Origin of the sequence: Kitasatospora sp. NPDC057692 (genome assembly GCF_042799475.1) — a bacterium.
Lineage (GTDB): Bacteria > Actinomycetota > Actinomycetes > Streptomycetales > Streptomycetaceae > Kitasatospora.
In genome coordinates this window covers 1-11,600 of record NZ_JBHVIV010000043.1, presented here as the reverse complement: position 1 = coordinate 11,600, position 11,600 = coordinate 1, and the positions used below count along the sequence as shown (strand labels likewise).

At 71.3% G+C, this 11,600-nt stretch carries 9 protein-coding genes; all 9 read left to right on the top strand.

Annotated elements, in window-relative coordinates; all coding sequences use genetic code 11:
- Window positions 1–237 precede the first annotated feature (237 nt).
- The 9 genes from eccD to ACFVFS_RS23215 all read left to right on the top strand — a co-directional run bounded on the left by eccD (window position 238) and on the right by ACFVFS_RS23215 (window position 11,288).
- On the top strand, window positions 238–1,701 hold the full coding sequence (gene eccD / locus ACFVFS_RS23255; protein WP_380626532.1) for a type VII secretion integral membrane protein EccD: 1,464 nt from the start codon (window positions 238–240) through the stop codon (window positions 1,699–1,701).
- A gap of 186 nt (window positions 1,702–1,887) precedes the next feature.
- Entirely contained in the window at window positions 1,888–2,178 is a 291-nt protein-coding gene (rpsO, locus tag ACFVFS_RS23250; RefSeq protein WP_209416808.1) for a 30S ribosomal protein S15, read from the top strand.
- Window positions 2,179–2,641: 463 nt separating this feature from the next.
- A complete protein-coding gene (locus ACFVFS_RS23245) occupies window positions 2,642–4,849 on the top strand; it encodes a polyribonucleotide nucleotidyltransferase (RefSeq protein ID WP_380626531.1) in 2,208 nt (735 codons plus the stop codon).
- Window positions 4,850–4,956: 107 nt separating this feature from the next.
- The gene (locus ACFVFS_RS23240) at window positions 4,957–6,309 is read left to right on the top strand and encodes a M16 family metallopeptidase (RefSeq protein ID WP_380626530.1); all 1,353 of its coding nucleotides are present in this window, start codon (window positions 4,957–4,959) and stop codon (window positions 6,307–6,309) included.
- Window positions 6,310–6,323: 14 nt separating this feature from the next.
- Window positions 6,324–7,070: a 4-hydroxy-tetrahydrodipicolinate reductase gene (dapB, locus tag ACFVFS_RS23235; protein WP_380626529.1), complete on the top strand. Its 747-nt coding sequence runs from the start codon at window positions 6,324–6,326 to the stop codon at window positions 7,068–7,070.
- A 7-nt stretch (window positions 7,071–7,077) separates the two neighbouring features.
- Complete coding sequence (locus tag ACFVFS_RS23230; RefSeq protein ID WP_380626528.1) at window positions 7,078–7,578, top strand: hypothetical protein; 501 nt, start codon at window positions 7,078–7,080, stop codon at window positions 7,576–7,578.
- Window positions 7,575–8,306 (top strand): FAD-dependent thymidylate synthase, encoded by a 732-nt coding sequence (gene thyX / locus ACFVFS_RS23225; RefSeq protein WP_380626527.1) that lies wholly within the window; start codon window positions 7,575–7,577, stop codon window positions 8,304–8,306. Before ACFVFS_RS23230 ends, thyX begins: the two co-directional genes overlap by 4 nt.
- 225 nt (window positions 8,307–8,531) lie before the next feature.
- The gene (gene dapA / locus ACFVFS_RS23220) at window positions 8,532–9,431 is read left to right on the top strand and encodes a 4-hydroxy-tetrahydrodipicolinate synthase (protein WP_380626526.1); all 900 of its coding nucleotides are present in this window, start codon (window positions 8,532–8,534) and stop codon (window positions 9,429–9,431) included.
- Window positions 9,432–9,602: 171 nt separating this feature from the next.
- Complete coding sequence (locus ACFVFS_RS23215) at window positions 9,603–11,288, top strand: ribonuclease J (protein WP_380626525.1); 1,686 nt, start codon at window positions 9,603–9,605, stop codon at window positions 11,286–11,288.
- The last annotated feature ends 312 nt before the right edge of the window (window positions 11,289–11,600 follow it).

The window sequence follows — 11,600 nt, the reverse complement described above, 5'->3', positions numbered from 1 at the left end:
CCGCCGCCTTGCGCAGGGGCCGATCCTACTGGGGCCCCGCCCGGGCGGGGCCCGCCCGCCCTCCACGGGGCCGGACACGAACCGAGCGGGTAGGGTAACGCCTCGCCAACTCGTGGCCCCGCCGGGCCGGTTCCGTCCGGCAGGCGTCCGCGCGACGGCCAGACCGACCAGTCGCCGGTGCCGCGGCACCGTCACCAAGGGGGAGCGCCCAGTGCGTCGAGCGAACGAGGTGCGGGCATGACGACGCCCGTCACCACCGGCTTCTGCCGGGTCACCGTCGTCGCCCCGGACAGCCGGATCGACGTCGCCCTGCCCGAGGACGTCCCGCTCGCGGACGTCTACCCCGAGGTGCTGCGGCTCTCCGGCCAGACCCAGCCGGACGGCGCTCCCACCGGGTTCCACCTGGTCCGCCGCGACGGCACGGTGCTCGACGGCGGCCGCTCGCTCGCCGCCCAGCAGGTGCGCGACGGCGACCTGCTCAGCCTGCGCCCGTTCGCCGAGTCGCTGCCGCCCGCCGTCTACGACGACGTCGCCGACGCGATCGCCACCGCCGGCGAGACCGACCGCCGGTTCTGGAGCCCCGAGCTGATGCGCGCCTTCGGCCTCATCGGCACCGGCGTGCTGCTCACCCTGCTCGGCTTCGCCCTCTGGTTCTCCGACCTGCGCCACGACATGCACGGCCTGCCCGGCGTGCTCTCCGGCGTCGTCGCCGTGGTGCTCACCGCCTTCGCCGGCGTCCGCGCCCGGGTCTACCGGGACGCCTGGGCCGGCCTCGCGCTCGGCCTCGGCGCCCTGCCGCACGCCCTGATCGCCGGCAGCGGCGTCCTCGCCCCCACCGGCGGCCCGCTGGACGGGCCCGGCCGGCTGCAGTTCCTCACCGGCTGCGTCGCCGTCCTGGTGGCCGCCGTCCTGCTGGTCGGCCTGCTGCCCGAGAAGGACTCGCTGTTCGTCGCCGCCGCCTTCCTGGCCGCGGCCGGTGCGCTCGCCACCTTCGCCGCCGTGCTGCTGCCCGGCACCCCGGCCGACCACATCGCCGCCGTCACCGGCGTCGCCGCCGTCGCCGTGATCGGGTTCCTGCCCGGCCTGTCCGCCCGCTTCGCCCGGCTGCCCGTCGGCTACAGCGCCCCCGGCCAGACCCGTGCCCGCGGCCGCGACCACGACGAGGAGGGCGCCCGCGCCGAACTCGTCCAGTACGAGCGGATCGCCCACCAGGCCCGCCGCGGCCACGAGGTGCTGGTCGGCCTGGTCGGCGGCTGCGCCGCGGTGATCGTCGGCGCCTGCGCGGTGCTCGGCTTCACCGACGAGACCTTCCCCGAGCTGCTCGCCCTGGTCCTCGGCCTCGTCACCATGCTCCGCGCCCGGCTGTTCCGCTACAGCGCGCAGGTCTTCAGCCTCACCATCGCCGGCCTGCTCGGCCTGTCGCTGCTGATCGTCGGCCTCTCCCTGCACACCCCGCAGTTCGTGCTGCGGGCCGGCATCGGCTCCACCGGCGCCGACCTGCGCACCGTCTGGCTGACCGCCTCGATCGCCTTCGGCGCCGCGGTGCTCACCGCGATCGCCCTGGTGGTGCCCCGGCTCGGCGTCTCCCCGTTCTGGGGGCGCATCCTGGACCTGGTGGACAGCCTCACCCTGATGGCGCTGGTCCCGCTGGTGCTGGCCGTCCTCGACGTCTACCGGCTGGTCCGCGGAGCCACCGGCTGAACCGCCCGCCGGGGCCGCCGGCCACCGGTGTCGGCGGCACTGGTACGCTTGGCCTCCGAGCGCAGCCGTGTGTCCGTCCCCGGGTGGGACGACGACCGGCGGCCGCGCCCGTCACGACACCGAGTTCTCCCAGAGTCCTGTGCCGTAGACCAGGACCGCTCGGTATCAACCTCGTAAGGAGTTGCAGTGGCTCTCGCCTCTGACGTCAAGAAGCAGATCATCGCCGAGTTCGGCCAGAAGGAGGGCGACACCGGCTCCCCCGAGGTCCAGGTCGCCATGCTCTCCCGCCGCATCTCGGACCTGACCGAGCACCTCAAGTCGCACAAGCACGACCACCACTCGCGCCGCGGCCTGCTGATCCTGGTCGGCCAGCGCCGCCGTCTGCTGCAGTACCTGGCCAAGAAGGACATCGAGCGCTTCCGTACGCTCGTCGACCGCCTGGGCATCCGCCGCGGTGCCGCCGGCGGCGCCCGCTGAGAACGCCGCTCGGGGCGGCTCCCCACACCGGGGAGCCGCCCCTCGCGCGTATGCCGCGGCCGCACGGCCGGGGCGTCCGGCGGGGCGTCCGAACGCAACGACCGGGCATAACAACTCGCGCGCACCTCCCCAGGTGGCCGAGGATTGCACCGTAGGGTTGTGGGCATGCCGGGTGATGGCGCCGCAAGCGCGCCACTCAGGCAGCAGGACCCAACCCCCCGCGGGACGAAGGCTTCAAACGGAAGCCGCCCGCATCCGAGAGAGCGTCCAGACGCGGACCGCCCGTCCGGACCCGGCCGGCCGAGAGGCGCCGGTCCTCGGTAGTGGCCGCCGGAGGCCCCGCAGACCGAAGCGGGGTACACCGGAGGCTTCGATCGAAGACCGGCCCGACCGTTCAGGGTCAACACGCAGGCGATGCGCGGGGACGCTCTCCCGGAGACGTACGAAAGAGGAGATCTTCCAGGTGGAAGAGAACGTGTTCTACGCCGAGGCCGTGATCGACAACGGTTCCTTCGGCACCCGCACCATCCGTTTCGAGACCGGCCGTCTGGCCCGTCAGGCCGCCGGCTCGGCCGTCGCCTACCTCGACGACGACACCATGGTGCTGTCCGCCACCAGCGCGTCCAAGCAGCCGAAGGAGCACTTCGACTTCTTCCCGCTGACCGTGGACGTCGAGGAGCGGATGTACGCCGCCGGCCGCATCCCCGGCTCGTTCTTCCGTCGCGAGGGCCGGCCCTCCGAGGACGCGATCCTCACCTGCCGCCTGATCGACCGCCCGCTGCGCCCGTCCTTCGTCAAGGGCCTGCGCAACGAGATCCAGGTCGTCGTCACCGTGATGGCGCTCAACCCGGACCACCTGTACGACGTGGTGGCCATCAACGCCGCCTCCGCCTCCACCCAGCTGGCCGGCCTGCCGTTCTCCGGCCCGATCGGCGGCGTGCGCGTCGCCCTGATCAACGGCCAGTGGGTCGCCTTCCCGACCCACAGCGAGCTGGAGTCGGCCGTCTTCGACATGGTCGTCGCCGGCCGCGTCCTGCCGGACGGCGACGTCGCGATCATGATGGTCGAGGCCGAGGCCACCACCCAGACCATCAAGCTGGTCGAGGGCGGCGCCGAGGCGCCGACCGAGGAGATCGTCGCCGCCGGTCTCGACGCCGCCAAGCCGTTCATCAAGGTCCTCTGCGCCGCCCAGGCCCAGCTGGCCGCCCAGGCTGCCAAGCCGACCGGCGAGTTCCCGGTCTTCCTGGACTACCAGGACGACGTCCTGGCCGCGCTGAGCGCCGCCGTCAAGGACGAGCTGGCCCAGGCCCTCACCATCGCGGGCAAGCAGGAGCGCAACAACGAGCTGGACCGCGTCAAGGCGCTGGCCGCCGAGAAGCTGCTGCCCGAGTTCGAGGGCCGCGAGAAGGAGATCAGCGCCGCCTACAACGCGCTGACCAAGAAGACCGTCCGCGAGCGCGTCATCAAGGACAAGGTCCGCATCGACGGCCGCGGCGTCACCGACATCCGCACCCTGGCCGCCGAGGTCGAGGCCATCCCGCGGGTGCACGGCTCGGCCCTGTTCGAGCGCGGCGAGACCCAGATCCTGGGTGTCACCACGCTGAACATGCTCCGCATGGAGCAGCAGCTGGACACGCTCTCCCCGGAGACCCGCCGCCGCTACATGCACAACTACAACTTCCCGCCGTACTCGGTCGGCGAGACCGGCCGCGTCGGTTCGCCGAAGCGCCGCGAGATCGGCCACGGCGCGCTGGCCGAGCGGGCCATCCTCCCGGTCCTGCCGACCCGCGAGGAGTTCCCGTACGCCATCCGCCAGGTCTCCGAGGCGCTCGGCTCCAACGGCTCCACCTCGATGGGCTCGGTCTGCGCCTCCACCATGTCGCTGCTGAACGCCGGTGTGCCGCTGAAGGCCGCCGTCGCCGGCATCGCCATGGGCCTGATCTCCCAGGAGATCGACGGTGAGACCCACTACGTGACCCTCACCGACATCCTCGGTGCCGAGGACGCGTACGGCGACATGGACTTCAAGGTCGCCGGTACCCGCAACTTCATCACCGCCCTGCAGCTGGACACCAAGCTCAACGGCATCCCGGCGTCGGTGCTCGCCGCCGCGCTGAAGCAGGCCCGCGACGCCCGCCTGCACATCCTCGACGTGATGAACGAGGCCATCGACTCCCCGGACGAGATGTCCCCGAACGCGCCGCGCATCATCACCATCAAGATCCCGGTGGACAAGATCGGCGAGGTCATCGGCCCCAAGGGCAAGATGATCAACCAGATCCAGGAGGACACCGGCGCCGAGATCACGATCGAGGACGACGGCACCATCTACATCGGTGCCGCCGACGGCCCGGCCGCCGAGGCCGCCCGCACCACGATCAACCAGATCGCCAACCCGACCATGCCGGAGGTCGGCGAGCGCTACCTGGGCACCGTGGTCAAGACCACGACCTTCGGTGCCTTCGTCTCGCTCATGCCGGGCAAGGACGGTCTGCTGCACATCTCGCAGATCCGCAAGCTGGCCGGCGGCAAGCGCGTGGAGAACGTCGAGGACGTCCTCGGCGTCGGCGCCAAGGTGCAGGTCGAGATCGCCGAGATCGACCCGCGCGGCAAGCTCTCGCTGATCCCGGTCATCGAGGGCGAGGAGAACGCCGAGGCCGCTTCCGAGTGAAGCGCCGCTAGCTGAACCCCGCGGCCCGCACGCCCCCAGCGGCGTGCGGGCCGCACCCTGTTGTCCCCACGCTCTCTCGACGGACCGCTTTCTACGGAGGTACCCCCGTGGCCCAGGCCTCGGCGGCGAAGCAGCGCCCCGGCACGACCCGGACCCTGCTCAAGGGCGCGGACGGCGCCGGAACCGTGCGTCGCACCGTCCTCCCCGGCGGCCTGCGCGTCGTCACCGAGACCCTGCCGACGGTGCGCTCCGCGACCTTCGGCATCTGGGTCGGCGTCGGCTCGCGGGACGAGACCCCGCAGCTCAACGGCGCCACCCACTACCTGGAGCACCTGCTCTTCAAGGGCACCGAGCGGCGCAGCGCGCTGGACATCTCGGCCGCCCTGGACGCGGTCGGCGGCGAGATGAACGCCTTCACCGCGAAGGAGAACACCTGCTACTACGCGCGGGTGCTCGACACCGACCTGCCGCTGGCCATCGACGTGGTCTGCGACATGCTCACCGGCTCGCTGATCCGCCCCGAGGACGTCGAGGCCGAGCGCGGCGTCATCCTCGAGGAGATGGCGATGGCCGAGGACGACCCGGGTGACGTCGTCCACGACCTCTTCGCCAAGGTGATCTTCGGCAGCGGCCCGCTCGGCCGGCCGATCCTCGGCACCCAGGAGACGATCCGCTCGCTCACCCGCGACCAGATCGCCAACTTCTTCCACCGCCGCTACAAGCCCGAGCACCTGGTCGTCGCCGCGGCCGGCAACCTGGACCACCGCAAGGTCGTCCGGCAGGTCGAGCGGGCCTTCGCGCCGCTGCTCGCCAAGTCCGAGGCCGTCCCCGCCGAGGCCCGGCGCGGCGTCAAGGCGCTGCGCACCGCGGGCCGGGTCGAGGTGCTCAACCGCTCCACCGAGCAGGCCCACCTGGTGCTGGGCGTGCCCGGCGTGCCCCGGCACGACGAGCGCCGCTGGGCGATGGGCGTGCTCAACGCGGCCCTCGGCGGCGGCATGAGCTCCCGGCTGTTCCAGGAGGTGCGCGAGAAGCGCGGCCTGGCGTACTCGGTGTACTCGTACTCCTCCTCGTACGCGGACAGCGGTCTGTTCGGCATCTACGCCGGCTGCCAGCCCAAGCGGGTCGAGGAGGTGCTGCGGATCTGCCGCGAGGAGCTCGCCAAGGTGGTCGCCGACGGCATCACCGAGGAGGAGCTGCAGCGCGCGATCGGCCAGATCTCCGGCTCCACCGTGCTCGGCATGGAGGACACCGGCTCGCTGATGAACCGCATCGGCAAGGCCGAGCTCAGCTACGGCCACCACCTGGCGGTCGACGACATGCTGGCGCGGATAGCGGCGGTGACCCTGGACGACGTGCACGAGGTCGCCCGTGATGTGCTGGGGGCGTACCGGCCCTCGCTGGCGCTGATCGGTCCGATCACCGACAAGCGGGCCGCCAAGCTCGCCGACCTGCTGGCCTGAAGGGACTTCCCACCATGACGCTGCGTGTCGCTGTGATCGGCGCCCGGGGCCGGATCGGCTCCGAGGCCGTCAAGGCCGTCGAGGCCGCCCCGGACCTGGAACTGGTCGCCGCCCTGGGCCGCGAGGCGAAGCTCACCGAGCTGACCGACGCCGGGGTGCAGGCCGTCGTCGAGCTGACCCACCCCGACTCGGTGATGGGCAACCTCGACTTCTGCCTGCACCACGGCATCCACGTGGTCACCGGCACCACCGGCTGGACCGAGGAGCGGCTGGCCACCGTCCGCGGCTGGCTCGACGAGGCCCCGGAGCTGGGCCTGCTGATCGCGCCGAACTTCTCCATCGGCGCCGTCCTCGGCATGAAGTTCGCCCAGACCGCCGCCAAGTACTTCGAGTCGGTCGAGGTCGTCGAGCTGCACCACGACGGCAAGGCGGACGCCCCCAGCGGCACCGCCACCCGCACCGCCCAGCTGATCGCCGCCGCCCGCGCGGAGGCCGGCCGCCCGCCGCAGCAGGACCCGACCACCCACGCCCTGCCCGGCGCCCGCGGCGCCGACGTCGACGGCGTGCCGGTGCACGCGGTGCGGCTGCGCGGTCTGCTCGCCCACCAGCAGGTGATGTTCGGCGACACCGGCGAGACCCTCACCATCCGGCACGACTCGCTGCACCACAGCAGCTTCATGCCGGGCATCCTGCTCGGCGTGCGCAAGGTCGTGGAGACGCCCGGGCTCACCCTGGGCCTTGAGCACTTCCTGGACCTGTGAGCCCGGCATGACCTCCCGTACCGGCTTCTTCGTCCTCTCCGGCGTCCTGGCGCTGGTCGCGCTGATCTGCGTCGGCGAGGGCGTCCAGCTCATCGCCACCGGCAAGCCGCTGGGCATCGGCATGGGCCTGTGCGCCTTCGTCATCCCGGTCATCGGCTTCTGGTTCCTGCGCCAGACGGTTCGCTTCGGCCGGGACAGCGAGCGGCTGGCCCGCGAGCTGGAGGCCGAGGGCGGCCTGCCGGTCGACGAGCTGGAGCGCACCGACGGCGGGCGGATCGACCGGGCCTCGGCGGACGCGGTGTTCGCCCGCCGCAAGGCCGAGGCCGAGGCCGCCCCCGGCGACTGGCGGGTCTTCTTCCGCCTGGCGGTCGCGTACGCCGACGCCGGCGACGTGCCGCGCGCCCGCAAGACCATGCAGCACGCGATCCGGCTGCACCGCACCACCGGCGCCGAGGCCACCGCCACGGGTGGCACCGGCGCCGACCGACCCGCGAGGAGTAACGCGTGAGCGACGACACGACGGCCCCCCAGTTCCGCAGCGACATCACCGCGGAGCTGGTCCGCAGCGCCGCCGCCGACTCGGACGTCATCTGGGCGGCCCGGGTCTCGACGGCGGGGGAGCAGTCCCTGGAGGCGCTCGAACAGGACCCGGAGAAGTCCAAGGGCCTGATCAACTTCCTGATGCGGGACCGGCACGGCACCCCGTTCGAGCACAACTCGATGACCTTCTTCATCAGCGCGCCGATCTTCGTCTTCCGCGAGTTCCACCGCCACCGCAGCGGCTGGTCGTACAACGAGGAGTCCGGCCGCTACCGCGAGCTGCAGCCGGTCTTCTACGTGCCGGGCGAGGAGCGCAGGCTGGTCCAGCAGGGCCGCCCGGGCCGCTACGAGTTCGTCGAGGGCACGCCCGAGCAGCACGCGACCGTCACCTCCTCGATGGAGGCCGCCTACCGCGAGGCGTACGGGCGCTACCAGGAGATGCTGGAGGCCGGCGTGGCCCGCGAGGTCGCCCGCGCGGTGCTGCCGGTCGGGCTCTACTCGTCGATGTACGCGACCTGCAACGCCCGCTCGCTGATGCACTTCCTGTCGCTGCGCACCAAGCGGGAGAACTCGGCGGTTCCGTCGTTCCCGCAGCGCGAGATCGAGATGGTCGCCGAGCGGATGGAGGAGCAGTGGGCCGAGCTCATGCCGCTCACCCATGCGGCCTTCGAGAAGCACGGCCGGACCGCCCCCTGACCTGCGGCGACGGGCATCCGGGGAGAGTGTCTGGCATGTCTGGATTGCGGCATTTCTGACCGCTCCCTACGCTCGTGAACACGGATTCCGGTGCTGCTTGAACCCCCGAGCACGCAGCACCGGAATCCCATGTCCCCGCTGTTCGCCGCCGGTTCGCCGCCGTGGCCGTCCGAACCGTGGACCGGCCAGGGTGTCGCCCCACCGCCTACGAGTAGTTTTGGACGCATGGCTCCGACCTCCACCCCCCAGACGCCCTTCGGGCGGGTCCTGACCGCGATGGTGACACCGTTCACCGCCGACGGCGGCCTCGACCTCGACGGCGCCCAGCGCCTCGCCGCGCACCTCGTCGCCTCCGGCAACGACGGCCTCGTCGTCAACGGCACCACCGGCGAGTCCCCGACCACCAGCGACGCCGAGAAGGCCCAGCTCGTCCGCGCCGTGGTGGAGGCGGTCGGGGACCGGGCCCACGTGGTGGCCGGGGTCGGCACCAACGACACGCACCACAGTGTCGAGCTGGCCCGCCAGGCCGAGGCGGCCGGTGCGCACGGCCTGCTCGCGGTCACGCCGTACTACAGCAAGCCCCCGCAGGAGGGCCTGTACCGGCACACCGTGCGGATCGCCGACGCCACCGGGCTGCCGGTCATGCTGTACGACATCCCCGGCCGCGCCGGCGTCGCGCTGAGCCACGAGACGCTGGTCCGGCTCGGCGAGCACCCGCGGATCGTCGCCAACAAGGACGCCAAGGGCGACCTCGGCGCCGCCGCCTGGGCGATCGCCCGCTCCGACCTCGCCTGGTACTCCGGCGACGACGTCCTCAACCTGCCGCTGCTGTCGGTCGGAGCCGTCGGTGTCGTCAGCGTGGTCGGCCACCTGGTCGCCGGCGAGCTGCGGACGATGGTCGAGGCCTACCTGGCCGGCGATGTGGCCAAGGCCACGGCCGTCCACCAGCGCCTGCTGCCGGTCTTCACCGGTATCTTCCGCACCCAGGGCGTGATCCTCACCAAGGCCGCGCTGGACCTCCAGGGCCTGCCCGCGGGCCCGCTGCGACTGCCCCTGGTCGGCGCGACCTCCGAGGAGATCGCGCAACTGAAGAAGGATCTCGCCGACGGCGGGGTAGACCTGTAACAGACACAGACGTTCGCGCCCCGGCTCGCCGGACCCCCACGGGTCCGCCGCTGGACCGGACCGAAGGCGCGAGAGCACCGACCTGGTAGGAAAACCGACACTGAGAACGCACGCCATATGTCTCGCGGGGGAGGACCCCGGACATATGGCGTGCGTCGTGAGGAGAGTCTTTTGAGCCACCCGCATCCCGAACTCGGCGCACCGCCGGCCCTCAAGGCGGGCGCCCTGCGGATCACCCCGCTTGGCGGCCTCGGCGAGATCGGCCGCAACATGACGGTCTTCGAATACGGGGACCGCATTCTGATCGTCGACTGCGGCGTCCTCTTCCCCGAGGACGAGCAGCCCGGCGTCGATCTGATCCTCCCGGACTTCAGCTACATCCGGGACCGCCTCGACAAGATCGACGGCATCGTCCTCACGCACGGCCACGAGGACCACATCGGCGCCGTCCCGTTCCTGCTCCGGGAGAACCCGGACATCCCGCTGATCGGGTCGAAGCTCACCCTCGCGCTGATCGAGGCCAAGCTCGCCGAGCACCGCATCCGGCCGTACGTGCTGGAGGTCGCCGAGGGCGACCGCGAGCGGATCGGCCCCTTCGACTGCCAGTTCATCGCGGTCAACCACTCCATCCCGGACGCGCTGGCCGTCGCCGTGCGCACCCCCGCCGGCATGGTCGTCGCCACCGGCGACTTCAAGATGGACCAGCTGCCGCTCGACGGCCGCCTCACCGACCTGCCGACCTTTGCCAAGCTGGCGGAGGAGGGCATGGACCTGCTGCTGGTGGACTCCACCAACGCCGAGGTCCCCGGCTTCATCCCGCACGAGCGGGACATCTCGGCCGCGCTGCGAAACGTTTTCGCGAACGCGGAGAAGCGCATCATCGTGGCCTCGTTCGCGAGCCACGTGCACCGCATCCAGCAGGTGCTGGACGCCGCGCACGAGTACAAGCGCAAGGTCGCGTTCGTCGGCCGCTCGATGGTCCGCAACATGGGCATCGCCCGCGACCTCGGGTACCTGAAGGTCCCCGGCAACATGGTCGTCGACGTCAAGCAGCTGGACGACCTGCCGGACAAGGAGGTCGTGCTGATCTGTACCGGCTCGCAGGGCGAGCCGATGGCCGCGCTGTCCCGGATGGCCAACCGCGACCACCAGATCCGCATCGTCGAGGGCGACACCGTCGTCCTGGCGTCCTCGCTCATCCCGGGCAACGAGAACGCCGTGTACCGGGTCATCAACGGCCTGACCCGCTGGGGCGCCAAGGTCGTGCACAAGGGCAACGCCAAGGTGCACGTCTCCGGCCACGCCTCGGCCGGCGAGCTGCTGTACTTCTTCAACATCTGCAAGCCGCGCAACCTCATGCCGGTACACGGCGAGTGGCGCCACCTGCGGGCCGCCGCCGACCTCGGCATCGCCACCGGCGTCCCGCGCAACCGCGTGGTCATCGCGGAGGACGGCGTCTGCGTCGACCTGGAGGGCGGCGTCGCCCGCATCGTCGGCAAGGTGCAGGCCGGCTACGTCTACGTCGACGGCTCCTCGGTCGGCGACATCACCGAGGCCTCGCTCAAGGACCGCAGGATCCTCGGCGAGGAGGGCTTCATCTCCTGCTTCGTGGTGGTCGACTCCACCAACGGCAAGATCGTCGGCGGCCCGAGCATCCAGGCCCGCGGCTCCGGCATCGACGACGCCGCGTTCGTCCCGGTCGCGGCCCGGCTGCAGGAGGCGCTCGACCGCTCGGCGGGCGACGGCGTCCTGGAGATCCGCCAGGTCCAGCAGCTCGTCCGCCGGACGATCGGCAAGTGGGTGGCCGACAACTACCGCCGTCGGCCGATGATCCTCCCGGTCGTCGTCGAGGTGTGAGCCTCCCCGGCCTGATTTGACGTGGGGCAACCCGGTGCGTAATGTTCTCCGGGTTGCCCCACGGGACGGCCCCCAGTCGAAGTTCTCGAACGAAATTCGAGAACGGAGCGGGAAAACGGCCCGAAAAACTCTGATAGAGTTCGGGAGCGCCGAAAGGCCAAAGCAAATCGGACGAAAGAAACTCCGGAAAACGGAGCGGAAAACATCTGATAAGCTGGAAACACGAAAGAACGAAGCGCCCGGAGGGCCGGTGTGAAAGCCGCCTGATGGAAGCGTCCGTTCCTTGAGAACTCAACAGCGTGCCAAAAGTCA